17 protein-coding genes and 1 pseudogene are annotated in these 17235 nt (G+C 51.6%); 10 read left to right on the top strand and 8 right to left on the bottom strand.

Translation table 11 applies throughout. From position 1 onward, the window contains the following. Window positions 1-36: 36 nt before the first annotated feature. A complete protein-coding gene (locus tag ACJU26_RS08815) occupies window positions 37-858 on the bottom strand; it encodes a hypothetical protein (RefSeq protein ID WP_414039319.1) in 822 nt (273 codons plus the stop codon). A gap of 93 nt (window positions 859-951) precedes the next feature. Here ACJU26_RS08815 and ACJU26_RS08820 point away from each other — a divergent pair, with 93 nt between their 5' ends. The 4 genes from ACJU26_RS08820 to ACJU26_RS08835 all read left to right on the top strand — a co-directional run bounded on the left by ACJU26_RS08820 (window position 952) and on the right by ACJU26_RS08835 (window position 4332). Continuing rightward, on the top strand, window positions 952-1737 hold the full coding sequence (locus tag ACJU26_RS08820) for a metallophosphoesterase (protein ID WP_414039320.1): 786 nt from the start codon (window positions 952-954) through the stop codon (window positions 1735-1737). Between the two features lie 502 nt (window positions 1738-2239). Beyond that, on the top strand, window positions 2240-2572 hold the full coding sequence (locus ACJU26_RS08825) for a hypothetical protein (protein ID WP_414039321.1): 333 nt from the start codon (window positions 2240-2242) through the stop codon (window positions 2570-2572). Window positions 2573-3378: 806 nt separating this feature from the next. Then, window positions 3379-3822, top strand: coding sequence for a hypothetical protein (locus tag ACJU26_RS08830; RefSeq protein ID WP_414039322.1), 444 nt, complete (start codon window positions 3379-3381; stop codon window positions 3820-3822). Window positions 3823-4095: 273 nt separating this feature from the next. Continuing rightward, window positions 4096-4332: a hypothetical protein gene (locus ACJU26_RS08835; protein WP_414039323.1), complete on the top strand. Its 237-nt coding sequence runs from the start codon at window positions 4096-4098 to the stop codon at window positions 4330-4332. 145 nt (window positions 4333-4477) lie between these two features. Here the strand turns inward: ACJU26_RS08835 and ACJU26_RS08840 are convergent, their stop codons facing one another. Together ACJU26_RS08840 and ACJU26_RS08845 are read right to left on the bottom strand one after the other, a co-directional pair. Beyond that, on the bottom strand, window positions 4478-4651 hold the full coding sequence (locus tag ACJU26_RS08840) for a hypothetical protein (RefSeq protein ID WP_414039324.1): 174 nt from the start codon (window positions 4649-4651) through the stop codon (window positions 4478-4480). A 766-nt stretch (window positions 4652-5417) separates the two neighbouring features. Next, the gene (locus ACJU26_RS08845) at window positions 5418-5588 is read right to left on the bottom strand and encodes a hypothetical protein (RefSeq protein WP_414039325.1); all 171 of its coding nucleotides are present in this window, start codon (window positions 5586-5588) and stop codon (window positions 5418-5420) included. Between the two features lie 42 nt (window positions 5589-5630). On the opposite strand from ACJU26_RS08845, the gene ACJU26_RS08850 reads away from it, so the two are divergent. The 3 genes and pseudogenes from ACJU26_RS08850 to ACJU26_RS08860 all read left to right on the top strand — a co-directional run bounded on the left by ACJU26_RS08850 (window position 5631) and on the right by ACJU26_RS08860 (window position 8909). After that, window positions 5631-6071 carry a hypothetical protein gene (locus ACJU26_RS08850; RefSeq protein ID WP_414039326.1) on the top strand — a complete coding sequence of 147 codons (441 nt, stop codon included), beginning with the start codon at window positions 5631-5633 and terminating at the stop codon, window positions 6069-6071. 167 nt (window positions 6072-6238) lie between these two features. Beyond that, window positions 6239-8046 (top strand): annotated as a pseudogene (gene topA / locus ACJU26_RS08855) (type I DNA topoisomerase). Between the two features lie 110 nt (window positions 8047-8156). Then, window positions 8157-8909: an SLOG family protein gene (locus ACJU26_RS08860; RefSeq protein WP_414039327.1), complete on the top strand. Its 753-nt coding sequence runs from the start codon at window positions 8157-8159 to the stop codon at window positions 8907-8909. A gap of 188 nt (window positions 8910-9097) precedes the next feature. Here the strand turns inward: ACJU26_RS08860 and ACJU26_RS08865 are convergent, their stop codons facing one another. The 5 genes from ACJU26_RS08865 to ACJU26_RS08885 form a co-directional block, all read right to left on the bottom strand. After that, entirely contained in the window at window positions 9098-10051 is a 954-nt protein-coding gene (locus tag ACJU26_RS08865; RefSeq protein ID WP_414039328.1) for an amidoligase family protein, read from the bottom strand. Window positions 10052-10324: 273 nt separating this feature from the next. After that, on the bottom strand, window positions 10325-10897 hold the full coding sequence (locus ACJU26_RS08870; protein ID WP_414039329.1) for a hypothetical protein: 573 nt from the start codon (window positions 10895-10897) through the stop codon (window positions 10325-10327). Continuing rightward, on the bottom strand, window positions 10897-11739 hold the full coding sequence (locus ACJU26_RS08875; protein WP_414039330.1) for an SPFH domain-containing protein: 843 nt from the start codon (window positions 11737-11739) through the stop codon (window positions 10897-10899). The genes ACJU26_RS08870 and ACJU26_RS08875 overlap by 1 nt, the downstream gene beginning before the upstream one ends. A gap of 203 nt (window positions 11740-11942) precedes the next feature. Next, window positions 11943-12962: a hypothetical protein gene (locus tag ACJU26_RS08880; protein ID WP_414039331.1), complete on the bottom strand. Its 1020-nt coding sequence runs from the start codon at window positions 12960-12962 to the stop codon at window positions 11943-11945. A gap of 108 nt (window positions 12963-13070) precedes the next feature. Next, the gene (locus ACJU26_RS08885) at window positions 13071-14444 is read right to left on the bottom strand and encodes a DEAD/DEAH box helicase (RefSeq protein ID WP_414039332.1); all 1374 of its coding nucleotides are present in this window, start codon (window positions 14442-14444) and stop codon (window positions 13071-13073) included. 1381 nt (window positions 14445-15825) lie between these two features. Between ACJU26_RS08885 and ACJU26_RS08890 the strand changes: the two genes are divergently transcribed. The 3 genes from ACJU26_RS08890 to ACJU26_RS08900 are packed head-to-tail and all read left to right on the top strand — an operon-like array spanning window position 15826 to window position 17208. After that, window positions 15826-16167, top strand: a complete 342-nt coding sequence (locus ACJU26_RS08890; protein WP_414039333.1) for a hypothetical protein — start codon at window positions 15826-15828, stop codon at window positions 16165-16167. Then, window positions 16164-16982: a hypothetical protein gene (locus tag ACJU26_RS08895; RefSeq protein ID WP_414039334.1), complete on the top strand. Its 819-nt coding sequence runs from the start codon at window positions 16164-16166 to the stop codon at window positions 16980-16982. The genes ACJU26_RS08890 and ACJU26_RS08895 overlap by 4 nt, the downstream gene beginning before the upstream one ends. After that, complete coding sequence (locus ACJU26_RS08900; protein WP_414039335.1) at window positions 16975-17208, top strand: hypothetical protein; 234 nt, start codon at window positions 16975-16977, stop codon at window positions 17206-17208. Before ACJU26_RS08895 ends, ACJU26_RS08900 begins: the two co-directional genes overlap by 8 nt. Window positions 17209-17235 lie beyond the last annotated feature (27 nt).

Consider the following 17235-nt stretch of genomic DNA (forward strand, 5'->3'; position numbering starts at 1 on the left):
TGCTCCAAAATGGTCAATATACGAACGAGTTCCAGCTTAGATACCAGTCGGAAACACTTCCGGTTGCTGCTGTTTTGCAGAAGACTCCTGGCGTTGATTTTCCAAACGCCCCTCAAAGATTTCGCGTGACGCGAGATATCCCACCATCAACCAGGCCAACAAGAGACCACACACTATCAATAAACCCAGCCAATACATCCACGCATTATCCAAACCATACAGCAGCATGGTTATGCCCAACAGCACGAAACTCCCGAAATACAGAAAACCAAATATCCGCACATTTCGCGAAAAAGCCAGCTTTCCCATGATATGATTCAAGGCGTAATCATATCCGATGAGCAATGCGGCATACACGGCGAACAACAGATTGTCGAATATTGTCAGATAAAGTGTCGCACAGAGTAATCCGTCATACAGCCGATTTTCCCAAACCGGAAGAACATACGGTGTGGACTGCGACGCACCGGATTTCACCCCCAGATTTCCCAATATCCTGAACCATCCGACCTCATTCAGAAGAAAGGAAATGACCACCATAGCCAAAGAAAAAATCAGGGCCCCTTTCAACATTCCAAAAATATCCTTTCCGGAAACCCACAACAAATGATAAAACCCCGTATGGAAAGGTGACCCGTATTCATCGATGACTTTCAGCCCCACATACCCCACAGCCAAACAGAAAACCATCATGAAAAACATCATCGGAATGCCACATTTCGTGAACATCTCCGATGACAAGCCCAACACCACCAGATAAGCCATCGGAAAAATCGGATTCCTCGCATACAACGCGAGGCCCTGCTTCCACCACCGTTTGGCCCAACCCGGCTGAACCCTTTGCGGCTCCAGAATCATCCCGCCCTACCCCTGAAAACGTGTAAAATTCATTTACCGGAAATACGAAATTTACCCTTTCGGTAAGAGATGCACACACCACGCGGAGATATCATGTCCACAAAAATCCAACTCATTTCCGATATCCATCAATATTCCAACAGAGTGATTTTTCACCCGGAAAATGTCCTCCCGGATTCCGACTGTCTCGTGCTTGCCGGGGACCTCTACTCTCCGGGAAGATTGATGTTCCAATGGCTGAAACCCATTGTTGACACCCATCCCCGATTGCCCATATTCATCATCCTGGGCAACCATGAATATTACGGCGGACTGTTCCCGTACGACTGCCATGCGAGTTTCCTGAAACTCAAGGAACTTGGGAGAAATGTGTACCCACTGGAACGCCATACCCACATTCTTGATGGAATACGTTGGCTGGGAACCACACTATGGTCACGTATCCCCAAACCGAAAAGAAGCGAAATCCGAAAATGTCTGAACGACTACCACTATATTTCGAAAGCGGATTCACCCGGTTCGAAAGATACACGTAGGCTGGTTCCGGAAGATACCCACCGGGAATTTCTCTTGTCGAAAGCCTGGCTGAAACGGGAACTAAAAAAACCCTTCGATGGCAAAACCGTAGTGATAACCCATCACGTACCCTTGTTCGAACTGGAACATCCCCGATGGCAAAGCAGTCCGATAACATCCGCGTTCGCATCCAATCTGGCGGACATCATACAGGATAACGACATCACACTCTGGATGTTCGGACATGCCCACGACCCCGTGGATACCACCCTTTACGATACCCGATTCGTCAGCAACCCTTACGGATACCCCAGCGAATCGGTACGCCGGGAAAACGCCCTGACATTCCAGATAACCCTCTGACAACGCCTCATTTTCCAGCAGTCTGCGGCTTCAAACCAGGTTCCCGAAACAGCCCATTTCGCAACCCGGCCAGGATATTTCCCGCGAAATGTAGGTTCGATACCCGTCGAGGAATATGATGCTTCACCTTTTTGACGAACGCCATACGATACCAAGTGTCCAGTGGGGATATGCGTTTCTCATGAAAAAAGCCATCGTAGGATTCGACACGCCGCAATGCAGAGTCATTCCCGGAAAAAGCCAATACCACTGCACGTTCCAATACGGAAAACTGCCCAGGATATAACAATACCGGCTTTCCGGAAATTATTCGGAGAACCTTGCCGTGCGGTGCCACCAACCAGTCCACACCCATCGCCCGAAACCCATACAACGGGTTTCCAAACGCCTCCGAGTGCGATAACCAGGCGACCTCGGACAGAGCTTCATGTTACCGCCCGTGCTCCCTAGTCAACCCAGCCTGCGTACTGCCTTGCAAGCTCCGGGCTTCAGCCCGGGGTAGTTGACCATTTTTGGTATCCTGTTCGGCTATTTCGACGATTTTGCCCCAGGTTTGGCTTTAGGCCAACCACCACTGAAACTGGACTCACTGGAGTCACTCGGATATTCGAACGAAGATGTCGAAACCACGCTGGTGGTATTATCGAGTGACTATCCCGCCATAAAATCGTATCTGCTGGATGTGGAATCCAGGGGCAAACTTATCCAGGATGGTGATATCTGCCGAATCGTTTCCTACGTATTGCATGAGCACGACAAGGAAAGCATTCGAAAAAGAAATATCGAAAAATTCCAACGGGACACCGCCATTTTTCACAAGCTAAGATTGCTCTGATGCGCCTGTCCCGGATACGGATGGTGAAGCGGTGGATAGTTCCTTACTTCTGTCGGGGCCGTGGCATCCACTCGTCCCCAACTTCGACGCAGGCCCCTTGTTTTCCGCACAAATTTCAGATATAAATCTATCGTGTTTCCCATGGCCTTCGACTTTGACTTGGGCACCGAAGTTAACCAACCATCGGGAAACACCACCGCAAAAAACCGACGCACAGAACCCGCCTCTCCAAGGACATCCATCGCACCGGGCATATGCCATTTCGGCATGACACCCACACAGAAACAGCAAGGTACGGGGGCGGGAAACGCGCAAAACCGGGAACAACCCTGTCCGGGATTTATTCGGGTCCCTTCCCACCAGGAATCCCACCCAGGACCCCCCAATTCAGCGTTTCCGGTAACCAGTAATATGGACATTTCATCTTTCGTCATCGGAAAAACCTATCGCATTTTCACCAAGGACTGGGTATCCCCGTTCGGAGAATCAATACCCGGAGAAATCCGCATTTGCAGAATTCTTCCCCATGAACCTTACGGAAAAGCCCTGTCTATGGCTGAAAACCGGCGAGTCCCAGCATCCCGCACAGAAGTCGAATCCCGAAAAAATTTCCTTCGTGTCCAGTACGAATCCGGAAGAATCTGCTTGCTGCACCCCACGACTATCCGGAATGCAGAGGAAATTTCCGAATAACTCATTGGCAGGGTCACTTTCCACCAAGAGTATCTCCAGAGAATCCCTAATCTGACGTTTCCGGTAATTATCCCTATTACTGAAACTACGGCCAAACAGAGGAAATTATAGTCATGTTGGTATACCACAAAAAAGCCCAATTCCGGGAAAATATTGGTCGTTTACTCCTTTTTATAGGGTTGTTTCTGGCTTCGTCGTCGGTATTATATCTAGTTCCATGGCACCTCCAACACCCATCAGGTTGGCTGGTGTTTTTAGCCATAACTTCCCTACTTGGCGCACTGGGACTACCCGTTCTTATATTATTTTTTATACTCGATGGAATCAGTGACCGGAAACCCATTAGCGACCAAGACATGCCAGTCCTGGTCGATATGGTCAAGAAATACCCGGATGTCGCACAATACGTTCGGGACGCAAACGTCTCTGGGGAGATTATTACCCAATACGACTTTTACAAAATAATGGCCCACGTAAACCGATTGAAACTGGAAAAAAGCATTCGACATAACCAAGCGACCCTCATGGATGCAGCCTGTACCGAAAGAGGAAAATGACAGGGATATCCCACACTCTATCAGAAGCGGTACGGGGGGCGGAAACCCGCAATCTCGCGGAACATGCTCTCCCGTGTCACGCGGCGGACACGGCCTCGCCAGAGGCCCACAACACCAGATGAGCCGTGCCGCCGCTAAGGGAACCAGTACCCGAGGCATGAACAACAATACGGACAGGAATAATGTCCCCCGATTCCTGCCGGTTACCACGCCAACTGAGGAATTCCAGTAATTATAGCGGGTGCTTTTACCCCGAGTTTTCAGGAGGCTGATATGGATAACATCGTTGACTTGTGTATCGAAGTGGCTTCATTGCGACAACCTATAGGTTGCCTGAACGAAGTTCTGAACGACGCGTATCTGGACGAAATCATTCCTGCGTATGTGTTCATAAACAGTGACGGTTTACTCTCTGCTGCCGGTGAACATAACCGCCTAAAGGTACACGATGTGGCAAGAATGGTACGGGAAACGTTCCATCTGAAATCCTTGATATCCCCAGAAGTATAACCAACACCAACCCGCCACCCTCAGGCGGGTTTTTTCATGTCACGGTAAAAAGGAAACAAAAATCATATCCATCGGCCAAGGAAAACAACACCGAAAATTACAGCAACCAGATAGCGATTTACCCGTAAAATCATCCCACGCGACGTCATGGAAAACGCAGGGTACGGGGGCGGGAAAAACGGATAGGGGTTCCCCACAATACCGGTTTATGGCGGCTACCGGGCTTCACGGGCAACACGCCATGCAAGGGTGGCCCGGTAGCCGCTCCCCAAAGGTTCCCCAAAAAATGGGCCAGAATATTCCTGCGTATACCGCGCATGGTCGCATCCCAACAAGCCGGAATTCCAAGGATGAGGATGGAAAAACTCAGAATACGGGGTGGAAAATTCGGGCAATGTGGAAACATTCTTTCGAGGGATAGGGCGGCTCCACGGCCTCACCAGAGGCCCAGCAGTACCAGGATGGCCGTGGGCCGCCCTGCCCCATGCATTCACAGGAATCGGACGCGAGACACCTCTCGATATCGCGAGATACGAAAGCCGCGGGCGGGCATCCGAATTACCGGGGAAACATAAGATACGGGGCAGGAATCCCCGTAAATACGTACCTATCATTGCGGGTTCATCGCGGCTCCACGGCCTCGCCAGAGGCCCACAACACCAGAATAGCCGGGGAGCCGCGTATCAAGAATTCCGTTGAATGGAACCCCACGAAACAACGACAAACCGGCATATGCCCCATTGTTTTTTCGGTATATATGGAAGATGCAATCACTTTGCGCAATGTCTCGCAAACTGTCCGATAACGCCAGGGAAACGCATTCTGTCGCACCCAATCAGCGAGGATTCTTCGACAGCAAATAACATCAATCCGTATCCGTTGCCGTTCGGAAAATATCGGACGCAAAAACGGAAAATGTCGGGGTTCCCATATCGGATATTTGCGGGTTACATCCCACAAGGATACCCACGTCAAACCCGGTACTGTCGATTTTCGACTGGCCGACAATCCACGAAATCATCCCACGCGACGTCATGGAAAACGCAGGGTACGGGGGCGGAAACCCCCGAAACCGGAACCATTTTTTACTGGAATTCAGCGGCCCGCTCTGGCGAGGGAAGCACGAATGACTTATAAAAGCGGGCCGCAATAACCACGAGTTTCCCGCGCAGAATGGATTCCTGAGACCAGGGGGTCTTGGAGTAATCATAATCAAGGGGAGATACCCCCACAAAATCCCCGCGAATTTCACCCATCCAGTAACCTCTCCAACAGAAACACACACACTGGAGAACCCCTTGAAGCTGGAGCTGCCCATCAACCTCACCGGAATCACCCGTCATTATCTGGACGGAATCAGCTCTTTTGACAAATTCAAAATTAAACTAATTCTACCAGAATCCCTCGGCGCCCCCGAACAGCGTCGCATCTTCTCTCGACTGGTGAACATCACTCTCTCTGAATATGGTTCCATATATAGAACCATTCTGAAGATAAACAGGAACGCATTCCTGTCCGGGCTCGCTTTCCAAAAAGGCAACCATCTCGAATACACGTATGTTATTCGTCGCCACTATCACGCTGACAAACATAACCGATTCGGCAATTTGCGATTTTCAGTAAACATGGGGGACTACATCCCGGAATGGGACGTAGTTCCCAAAATCATCGGAGTACTCGACTTTGACACAACAGGTAATCCCCAGAACATCACGGGCATTCGACGAAGACATCCGTGAACTGCCGAGTCCGGATACGGACGACGGATTGCAAGACTATATCTGTCCGAAATGCGGTTGCACGTTCAGCGTGCCGTCCATCGCAATGCCGCCGGTTTGTCCCCGATGCGGAAAATCCCTGATGGTACCCCGATTTACTTTTTCGCCACATCATTATGGAGCAACCCATGACTAAACTCATCATTGTCGAGTCCCCCACCAAGGCGCGGGAATTAAGTCATTTCCTGGGACGCGAATACAAGGTCATGGCGTCCATGGGGCATGTCCGTGACTTGCCGGTTTCCAACATGGGCGTCACCCCGCCTGACTTCATCCCGGAATACCAGCCCACCGAAAAGGGCAAGAGTGTGCTTTCCGGAATACGCAAGGCCATACAACAGGCGGACGTGGTTTACCTGGCATCGGACCCGGACAGGGAGGGAGAGGCCATTGCCTGGCACATTCAGGATGCACTACGTATTCCAAAGAGCAAAATCAAACGCATCACCTATACCGAGATTACGGAAACCGCCGTGCGTCGAGCCATCGCCAATCCCAGAGCCATTGACATGCATCTGGTCGCGGCACAAGAGGCCCGACGGGTAGCCGACAGAATCATTGGTTACACGGTATCACCGGCGCTGTGCCGTGCCGGGAACGGACGACTGTCCGCAGGCCGTACACAAAGCCCCGCTCTCGGTATTCTCTACCGCAGAGAAAAAGAGATTCGTGCGCACACCACCACGCACCACTACTCCGCAACCCTGCTGGTTGATACGGGCAACGCACACCCTGCTGAAGCTGAGTGGAACCGAACACCCTGGATTCCACGAGGTGAGGAATACGTTCTCGACAAGGCTCTGGCGGAAGCCGCAGCAAGTCCAGCGGTGGTCGTTGTCAAGTCGCAAACCATTCAAAATAAATCCACCATGCCTCCGGCTCCGTTTACCACATCCACATTCCAGCAAGCCTGTTCCACCAAGCTGAACCTGTCTCCAGATGTGGCCATGCGTATTGCCCAAGGGTTGTTCGAAACCGGCAAGATTACCTACATGCGGACGGATTCGACCAATCTGGCTGAAGAAGCCGTTCAAAATATTCGCGAATATGCGGAGAGAAGAAATCTTCCGTTGCCGGACAAGCCGAACCTCTTTCACACCAGAAACCGCAATGCCCAGGAAGCCCACGAGGCTATTCGCCCGACCAACATGTTCGACGAGGCGGCCAACTTGTCCGGAGACGTACGGCGGGTATACAGTTGATTCATGAACGGACATTGATTTGCCAATTGGCCCCGCTCGTCGAAAGAGTCTCGAAAACGGTTTTCGAAGGAACCGAAACCGGACCCGACAAGAGAACCTTCGAATATCGGGCAACAGGTTACCAGACGGTGAACAAGGGATACACAGAATTCACGGGAACCCCGGATAAAGCAGAACTGAACGACGTCTCGAACGGACAGGAATGCGATGTGGTGGATTCAAACGTCAACGACCTGGAAACGAAACCCAAACCCAGGTTCACCGAAGCGACATTCCTGGCGGAACTGGAGCGATTGGGAATCGGTCGGCCATCCACCTTTTCCAGTATCCTGTCCACACTGTACTTCCGACATTACGTTCAACTGCGGAACAAGACGCTGGCTATAACTCCAGTAGGGTCCAGCGTGTACCAGGCTCTGGAAAATACACGGTTCTCCAAGGTGGAGTATACCGCGAACATGGAAGAACTGCTGGACAAGGTAGCTGACGGGAAATCCGGGTATCTGGATATCGTCCGCCCCATCTACGCGGAATCCCAACGGGACGCGGAAAGTATAAAACCGTTCACACTTCCAGAAACTCCTGGTAGTGTGAGACAGGCCGCGCCGAAACGCCGTCCAGTGGGGAATAACCCGAATACCAAGGCTACGGGCACCAAAAAGCGTAAAGTAACATCCTCATCAAAAACGAGGTCGTCACAATATGGAAAAACGCGCACTCGTCCTAAGTATTAAAACGTCAACAACCCCGAGTGCGGCACCCACTACTCCGGGTCCGATTCCGACCCTAATCCTATTCTTCCGGTAAATACCCTGTGTGTCGATGAACAAAACGGGAGAGAATTATGGGAAGTGTAACAAGAGGAAATGGGTATCATAATTGTGTATTCGTTTTCGGGTCTAACCTGAAAGGTATACACGGTGCAGGTGCCGCAAGGTTCGCGGTTGAATTCATGGGTGCGAGACGTCATCATGGCTCCGGTTGGTATGGGAACAGTTATGCCCTGCCCACAAAACGTACTCCATACGAAATCCTCAGTATCGTGGATATCGAAGAACACATCGAGAATTTCTTCCGGGTTGCAGAAAACAATCCGGACACCTTGTTCCAGGTCACTCGTGTGGGTTGCGGATTAGCCGGTTACAATGATGCGGATATGGCTCCATTGTTCCGTGAAGCCCCTATGAATTGTATCCTACCCGGGAACTGGATGGAACATCTATACCCGGAACACGGAAAAGCACGCGTCATCGTAGCAGGCTCACGAAACTACCAAGATGAATCGGCCATCTTCGATGAGTTGGACTTTAAACTCAAGAGACTGATAGACACCGTTGGAGTCGAAATTGTTTCCGGAACCGCCAAGGGAGCGGACTCAATCGGGACGGACTGGGCAATCGAAAACGGAATAGATGTTGTCGAGTATCCGGCGGAATGGGATGTATTCGGAAAACGTGCAGGTATTTATCGCAATCTTGAAATGGCCTGGTACGCCACGCATCTCATTGCGTTCTGGAATGGTAAATCTCGTGGTACGAAACATATGATAGAAAGTGCAGAAGATGCGGGACTACAAGTGTCTGTAATCAACGTCTAATGCCAAAATATCAGTAAACCGCGCCGCAGTGCTCGTCTATAAGCGCATAACGGTTCAAAGAGTGGTGAAGCGACGCCAATTGGGGAAGCTCAGGTAATGTGGATTGTATATATTACCCGGACAATGTCCGGGTTTCTTTTTTGGCCAATAAAAACCCGCCGAAGCGGGTCAAGATTAAAAACTAATCACTAATTATCGCACCATCCATGTCGCCCGAGCAATGTGTACTTTTGCAGGGTCGCATAGAATTCCTTTTGGGAATAATTTTCCGGCAGATGCAGGGATTCCAGAACGTCGTCGGCATAAAGCTTCTTGACATAGTCCACTGCCCGCAGTATCTGCCCACCCATTGTTGGAGAAGCAAACATACGGGACTCGATGGTGTCTTCCCTGGTAAGATTAAGGGGGACATAACGAGAAGTTCTCACAATCTCGTCAAAATACGAATATCCATTCGGAACGGAAACAACCGCATCCCTCGGATAGTCGAAGTGGTCAAAAGCATATACGTCATCCTCATCATAATTATCGTCCCCCAAGTCATACGGGGAATATTCCAACTTACAGTCAAGCCCTGAGCAGTAAGCATTGCTTTTCCGTCCGAACATCTTCAAACGAAAGTCTTCCGGCATGTACAGGGCATCTATCCATAACGCCCTCAGATTATTGTAAGACGTGTTGGATAAGGCATACCGACCAAGATGAATATGCAACCCCGCACGACGATTGCCAAGTAGCATCCATTTCTTGCTGCGAAGAGTGTCAAAAAGCCCCACCCAGTCCAGAGCCAGAATAACATTCAGATTCATCGGCTGGAAAATCACTTCGATACCATTTTCAGTACCGCAGTCTTCGTAAGATTCATGGGAAATAAGACTCCCATCCTTCTCGAAGAGATAACAGTTCTCCGGAAAGCCGTGCTGATTAAAAACACCCTCCAAATAGTTCGCAAAACCAGAAAGAAAAACGTCTTCGAAATAACCTCCAGACTTTTCCACCACCGGAGCGTCCATCTCTTCCAGACAAAAATCAACCGCATTGGCCACCAACTCCAATTCGATACCAAAATGAGGACCCGTAAACCCCATTTTGATATTTTTGGATGCTCCGGAGTGATACTGATTCACTATCTTGGTCATCATAATCCCCTCGATTAAACACACGACGACATTGCCGCAAGGGAATTACCGGAAAAAGATAATTCACGTGGTTCGTCTAGAAACGAAAATAAGCCTCTCTGAGCGAAAAAACACCCCTGGTGGTAGGGTAAGTACCACCCCCAACCAGAAAATGGATTCCAGCCCCCTTTACGGCCCGGGAATCGTCGTTCTCACCGTTCGGGCAGCGTCGTCAACAACTCCGCCATGAACGGTGGGGATTCCCACGCAAACTGGTTGAAATATTTCTCCCTGGTTTTATGAACGGTTAATCGAAATGATGGACAGTACAGATTCCCGCTGGGTAAGGGCAGATTCAATCTGGGAAAAGTCGAGTCCATCATGAATAACGGATGAATTGGCACCATCGCAAACGGTTTTTGCCAATACGATAACCGCCTCACCCAAGGCCATATCCGCTGCCAACAACTGATGTAAGGTATCTGTCTCGTTGCGATGACGTTGCCAGACCCGGTCATTTTCCGGAACGGAAGCTGTCCGCAAACGCAACTCGATAGACTCTATCTGCTTTTGGATACGTTCCAGTTCTTGAGCCGTGGCGATGGCCGCCTTATCGGGAAACGGATGTTCCCGGGACGGCGGCGGCAGATGTTCGCGTCGAAAATCCATTTCTTCCTGATGAACCGTCGCTCGAATCTGGCCCATGAATTCGGATAACGCATTTCGTATCAGCAGGTCATCCGCACGAAACTGGTTGGCGGTATCATAGGCGTTGTATCCCCACCCGTAGAACAGATTTTCCACAAGCTGCCGGACAGAGCCGGCAGCGTCAATCGCATTGGGGATATCCTTTATGCGTAAATCACCCATTACGGCAAATCCACCGCCTTGCCGGCGTTCCAGGTGCCCAACGCCCCACCCACGTTGAATGGGGCACCAACCGCCGCGTTCGGTGCTGAAATCAACCCCTTTTCAGCCATCCGCAGGGCTGTGTAATAGCGTACCGAATCCTGTGCCGACAAACCGAATGCCCGCAGGGAAATCAATTCTCGCATCCGCTCGTCACGCGGCATAATCAATACCTTGAGGTCGTTCAAAAGCAACCCGTACACCTTGAGGAAATCCCCCAAGTGCTGTTTGCACAATTCCACGATATCGTGCAGGTGCTCGTTGATTTGCTCCATCGGTGTAACCTGTACGATTTGGTTGATGGACTGCTCGATGACGGGCCCGGCGTAATCAGCCACTTCGTCCGTCATGATAGCCTGACCGTCAAAGGGCATGTGCGTTACCAGCTTCAACGCATCATCCTTGGTATCCGTGTGGATGTAATAATCCACCTGATAAACCATCTCCGCCATCTCCGCACTCGTGGCGATGCCGGTGTTCTGCACTTTCAGTTTCGCACGCTGTACGAACAGCGCCTCGTACTGCCAGGGAGATTGCCCGCCAAAAAACCCCTGCACAAAGTTTCCCAACAGCGGCTTGTCCGGTGTGATAATCGGATATTGACCCGTCTCATACACGTCCAGTACCGCACCCCGAGATTTCAACACCGCAAAATGGTTGCTTTCCACCGTCAACAGGGAACCCGACGTGACACTCTCATCCGGGTACTTCCAGGCCACCACGCGTGGCCCCATGACATCATTCCCATTCTGCCCCAACGTGCTGATGACCTGACGCGTCAAACCACCCCCTGAATTTCCCATGATTCCCATCGTTTGTTTTCCGCGAGACCCCGAGAACCATTCCCGGGCCGGGGCAGCGCCGACTCCCGCTCCTCCAAAATAAAAGCTGCCTGTTTCGCATCCCCTATTACCGGAAAACAAAAATTAACACGTTGACCAAATCAACACGTTAACAATGAATTCAAAAAAAAAACCCGCACATACGTGCGGGGTTGAATCCGAGTTCAGTTGGCCGCATAAGCACGGTTGCTGAATTCGGGTGCCCGACACAGGAATGCCGTCCAGGACGGGGCCTTTGTGGAACCACTCATTACCCAGTCAGACACGTAATCCATCAGGGCCGTGACCAGTTCCAGCGCGTAACGCAATTGCGAAGCGTTGCGCGGGGTCAGAAACCCGCGGAACTCGACGGTATCGTTACCCGTCAAATTCACCAAGGAATACCGGTCGCCGCGGAATCGGCCTTCGCGGTCAACCCGGTTCGGACACCGGATATCCTTCCCGGACAGTTCCCGGAAGGGAACCTGGTACATCCCGGAAGGGTTCTTCCACCGTTCCCGCGCATCCCAACACGAGGTCCGCAATCGGGAGACCCAATAACGCAATTCCCGACGCCATTTCGGCGCCTGATGATACAGAGACACCGGATTCAAGGACTTTGCGTATTCCGAAACCCGGCCAAACAGACGAACGAGTTCCAACCACCGAAGGTCTCCGTCCAGTTTCCCGGATGAACAGCCGATGCCATCCACCACGCAACCCAAGGCCAAACGCAACTGCTCGCCGTATTCCTGACGCTCCACTTGGGAATATCTCTCAGGACACCCCCATAACACATCGGCGTGGATGTGGAGACCCACATCCGGGGAGTCTCCATCCGGCGAAAACTCCACCGGATAGACGACCTTGGATAACTCCAGGAAGAACGTATCCCAATCATACGCTTGCGCGTACTCTTGGGCCATGACACCGGTCACTATTTCCAATCCATTCAGAACTTGATAGTCCCCGAAGTCGTCATAGAATCCGTCGACCCCATCCAGAGAGCCATCTTCCTTGATGACAAACTCCCCGGCGTGAAACTGGTGAGGCGCACACGCGGAAAGCCGTTCCGCGAACTCATCCTGTAGCCAGCCCAAGGCCGGCAGTACTTCTATTTCCGCGCCCAGGGTGCGATTTTCCCGGGCGCGACCCAGTTTCTTTGCGCAGACTGATTTGTCTGCATATTTCAATGTGCTGACCACGCAGCACCTCCTTGCCCGTTCGGGCCTTGATGAACACGCAAGGAGTTACCGAAAATTTTTATTTCGGGGGCAGGATTTCAGCGGGGTGTGGCGAGCGGTGATGTTCCGTTATCTCTTGCGAAGTTGTCTGCGTTGGTTTTTGGCTCTCCAGTAAATATGGGCCCATCCGGGGCGATATCCCAGTTGTTCTCCGATGCGTCGCACTTGCTCAAAGCTGGTGGCCATGGCCGCTTGTTTGCGCAGTTGTTGTATGCGTCTTTTGTTCCGCAGCGTTTCTTCCTCGGATACTTCGGAAAGTACGGCATCGACGCGTCCGATGTCGTTCTCCGCTTCCAGGGTGTTGGCACCCACGGGAAATGGAAACCCGCAATCCGGGCAAGCCGAATATACATTGGGAACACGGGCAAAACATTCCGGACAGGTTTTGAACCGAGACCCTTCAAGCCTCTCCATCCGACTTTCCTCGGAAAAATCGGGAATGTATTCTTCGGCGCGGCCATAAGTGGCGTAATACCCACAGAAATCCAGGATGTGACAGATATCCTTCCCGGGGTAAGTGCGCAAGCCGCGACCCACCATCTGCACATACCGGAAAACCTGGTCCTGCGCATGTTGGGCGGGTACCTTACGCAGCAACAACACGGTTTCTATGGCGGGGTTGTCGAACCCCTCCAGATAAATGCCCACATTGGAAACCAGCAGAATTCTCCCGGCGGCGTGTTCCGTATTGACCCACTCACGCTCCCCTTTCGGAGTGTGGGCATCCACGTGATGCGCAGGGATGCCCCGTTCCACGAAGTGGGCCGCCAACTGCCGGGATTCCGCCACCGAATCGCAAAAAGCCAGGGTCCGGCGCCCCGCCGAAAACTTGCACCACTCCTCGAAAACGGACGCATAACGTACCGGATTACGAATATCCCGCTCCGTATCGGAGAAATCCCGAACATAGTACCGGGATGGGCACAGCACCCCCCTGTCCAGCAACGACAACGGGTCCGTGGCGACATGATGCACGTTGAAATGCCGCAACGTGGATTTCAATGGAGTCGCCGTAAAGCCCAGAACCCGTGTCCCAATCCGTTCATAATGGGATACCACGTCCGCATATAACCCTTCGTCGATGTGGTGCGCCTCGTCCACCAACAACAAATCCACATCAGGACGTTCCGTATCCGCCAATAGATTCCACGTGTGCGGCGTCCCTACGATAACCGCCCCGGACAGGTTCCGCTGCCCACCCATCATCACTGACGCGGAAACCCCCTGCTGGCGCAGACTGTCCACCATCTGCTGCACCAGCACCCGAAGGTGCGCCAGAATCAACACGGTACCCCCTTTCTCCAGCACCCCGCGCACCACCGCCGCGGCAATCCACGTCTTCCCGGCACCTGTGGGAGCCACCAACAGCACGGAACGATACCCGCCCTGATAAAAATCCCGCGCCACATCCAGCGCCGTTTGCTGATAATCCCGTAAATCCAATCCCAATCCCCGTACGAATCCGACACTCCCCATTTACCGGAAAAATCGGATTCGCCCCGCCGCCCCTACCGCGAAAAAAGGAGTGGAAGCCGCCGCAGAACCTATCCGTCATCTCCGCATGGATATAACCGCGTGATTCCACGTTATATCTGTGACAATACGGCGTTACCGGAAAGACGATTTCATTATATCCACGGAAATACAGCAAATGGGTTATTCGTTATATCCATTCTAAAATAACGATAAATTCGTGTGCAACCTGTGTTCAACTTCGTTCAACTACACTCTGAAAATTTCCTATTATAAAAACTTACACTTACTATCAATGTTCAACTGTTCAACTTTTTACTACCCCATGTGCGTGAGGTGCGCGTGTATACTCGTATATAATATATACTATATAACACGCGCACGTACGCGCGTAATAAAGATATATTACATATATCTTTATTCGATTCGCCGAAATTCTCGAAAAAATGGAAAAACGAAAAAATTGACCAGTGCGGACTTACCCTGAGAGTATATATTTCATATATACTCTCAGGGTATATACCCATCGGATTTATTTGTTTTCAAAAAAAACAGGAATCCAGAAAATCAGGTTACTGGTATTATTATATATATAATAACACGCGCGTGCGCGCGCGTACCTAGCGCGCAGGGGGTAGGGGAAAGGTTGAACAGTTGAAATATGGGTGTATGTGTTTGTTTGCAAACGCTGTTTTGTTTTACAGCGGTTGAACGAAGTTGAACATGGTTGAACAAGTATTTGATTTTACTGTGTTCACCCAAATTCAGGGGGTGTTGGTAAAGAACGAACGCATTCTGACGTTTCCCCGGCGATGTATTTTGCCTTGGAAACGCTTCGGCACACGCTTTACCGGATATTTCGAATTCGCGTGGATGCGCATTCGGGATGCCCCGCATATTCCTCGATTTCGATATTCCGGATTCCGGGCAATTCGGGGTCTGGTTTGAATAGGGCGATTCCCTGGCCGTAAAGGGGGCTGGAATCCATTTTCTGGTTGGGGGTGGTACTACCCTACCACTCTGGGTATTTTTTCGTTTAAAACGGCTTGTTTTCGTTTTCTGGATTTTGGAGGCGTTTCCTCGTTGGTTGGATTTTTGCTACCTCGGATTCCATACAATCGAGGGTCTGGCATGAACATGGCGATTCCCGGGCCGTAAAGGGGGCTAGAAGCCATTTTGTCGTGCTGGGTGGTACTACCCTACCACCAGGGGTATTTTTTTCGCTCAGAAGGCTTATTTTCGTTTTTTCGGTTTTGTGGTATTTCGGGTCCCGCTAATTTTACAACTCCGGTAATCATGCTGTACGCGGAATGGGTCCGTGTACATCATGCTATCACAAATGGAGCCATGCATGCGAGAAAATCGGGGTGGATACAGCCGGCGCGGTGCGTCGCGGAATTCGGAAAACAATGACATCCACGGTGGGAAGCGCAGTACGCCCACGGACAAGATGCTGTCCTATGCGCGGAGCATAGCGGATGCGTTGGACATGGATTTGCCGGAAAGTGTGGATGGAAGTTTCGACGCTTGCCGGGATTTCATCGACCAGCACGCGGAATCCGTGCCGCCTACTGACAAGCAGGTGAAGTTTGCCACGACGTTGGCGGACGATTTGGGCGAGGACATTCCGCGCAGGGTGTTGGACAGCAAGATTCTGTTGTCCCGGTGGATTGACGACCATCAAGAGGGTTGACGGGCGTGTTGGTGGTGCATCATCCGGTGCATCCCGTGCCGGTGGTTTCCCGGGTGGTTTCGCCGTTTGTCGGGGCGGAACTGCTTTTCGGGGGGGATGGTTCTGCGGTGAAACCAGCATTGGCACGAAAATCCGCCGGGTATCGGGAAGCGAGTTTCACCCGAAGTTATGCGCTGACTTACCGGCACAGTCATCCGGATGTGCTGTTTCTGGGTGGCGGTACGGACGTGTACTGGCGGCATTATCTGGAGCATCGTTTTCCGTATGCGGTGGTGGATGCGCGAGCGGGACGTTCCTTTCTGGAGTATGGGGCGGTTTACCGGAAGATTTCCGCATGGAAGTCCATCCGCCGCATACGGAATGTCGTCGTGAGTTTTCCGGATAATGACACATTTTCGGACGGTGCCTTGCGTCATTTGCTGTCCGCCATCGGAAAGCATCGTACGGTATATGTCATCCCTTCGGGGAGTGCGGAACGTCAGTTGCGTCGGTTTCTGGTGGAATCCGGTGGGCAATATCCGAATGTGGTGTCGGTGGATTTTGCCGGGTTGGCATCGCGCAATCCGGAGTATCGCTACAGCCCGGCGCGTGGAATCACCACGTTGTCGTACACCGGAATCCGTGCGGAGATGTCGTTGTTCCTGTACACCGCGGAACGGCATTACTTCGGGGCGCCTGTTGCCGGGAAGTCTCCCGCGGCCGCTTCGGTATCCGGTAACCGGGCCAACACGTCGGGTTCAGTGAAATCGCATCCTGTGCAGGGACGTATTGGGGTAACCAACAAACCATCGAAAGGGGACACAACACATGGATAAATCACTCAGGGACGCCATCAGCCATATTCTGGATTTGCGGGAACAGTTGGCGGAAAGGAAATCGGAACTGTCTGAGGCGGTCAAGGCCGCGGCGGAGCGGTTTGACCGCAAGCCTGCGGAAATCAACCGGTTGGCCACGGTTATCGAGAAAGAAAGTCAAACGGGCGGTGTCATCAGTGCGCAACAGGATTTCCTTACCGAAGCCGAATCCTATTTCGAGGACTAGTCGGAATCGTTCCGGCTGCACGGGAAT

Origin of the sequence: Acidithiobacillus sp. M4-SHS-6 (assembly GCF_047421495.1) — a bacterium.
GTDB lineage: Bacteria > Pseudomonadota > Gammaproteobacteria > Acidithiobacillales > Acidithiobacillaceae > Acidithiobacillus.

What these genes read in the sequence shown, in the direction of transcription:
- ACJU26_RS08870 (WP_414039329.1), bottom strand. Translation starts at nt 10,897, where the DNA reads ATGGGTGATTTACGCATAAAGGATATCCCCAATGCGATTGACGCTGCC.
- ACJU26_RS08865 (WP_414039328.1), bottom strand. Translation starts at nt 10,051, where the DNA reads ATGATGACCAAGATAGTGAATCAGTATCACTCCGGAGCATCCAAAAAT.
- ACJU26_RS08900 (WP_414039335.1), top strand. Translation starts at nt 16,975, where the DNA reads ATGGATAAATCACTCAGGGACGCCATCAGCCATATTCTGGATTTGCGG.
- ACJU26_RS08860 (WP_414039327.1), top strand. Translation starts at nt 8,157, where the DNA reads ATGGGAAGTGTAACAAGAGGAAATGGGTATCATAATTGTGTATTCGTT.
- ACJU26_RS08875 (WP_414039330.1), bottom strand. Translation starts at nt 11,739, where the DNA reads ATGGGAAATTCAGGGGGTGGTTTGACGCGTCAGGTCATCAGCACGTTG.
- ACJU26_RS08830 (WP_414039322.1), top strand. Translation starts at nt 3,379, where the DNA reads ATGTTGGTATACCACAAAAAAGCCCAATTCCGGGAAAATATTGGTCGT.
- ACJU26_RS08840 (WP_414039324.1), bottom strand. Translation starts at nt 4,651, where the DNA reads ATGCGCGGTATACGCAGGAATATTCTGGCCCATTTTTTGGGGAACCTT.
- ACJU26_RS08835 (WP_414039323.1), top strand. Translation starts at nt 4,096, where the DNA reads ATGGATAACATCGTTGACTTGTGTATCGAAGTGGCTTCATTGCGACAA.
- ACJU26_RS08845 (WP_414039325.1), bottom strand. Translation starts at nt 5,588, where the DNA reads ATGGGTGAAATTCGCGGGGATTTTGTGGGGGTATCTCCCCTTGATTAT.
- ACJU26_RS08890 (WP_414039333.1), top strand. Translation starts at nt 15,826, where the DNA reads ATGCGAGAAAATCGGGGTGGATACAGCCGGCGCGGTGCGTCGCGGAAT.
- ACJU26_RS08815 (WP_414039319.1), bottom strand. Translation starts at nt 858, where the DNA reads ATGATTCTGGAGCCGCAAAGGGTTCAGCCGGGTTGGGCCAAACGGTGG.
- ACJU26_RS08820 (WP_414039320.1), top strand. Translation starts at nt 952, where the DNA reads ATGTCCACAAAAATCCAACTCATTTCCGATATCCATCAATATTCCAAC.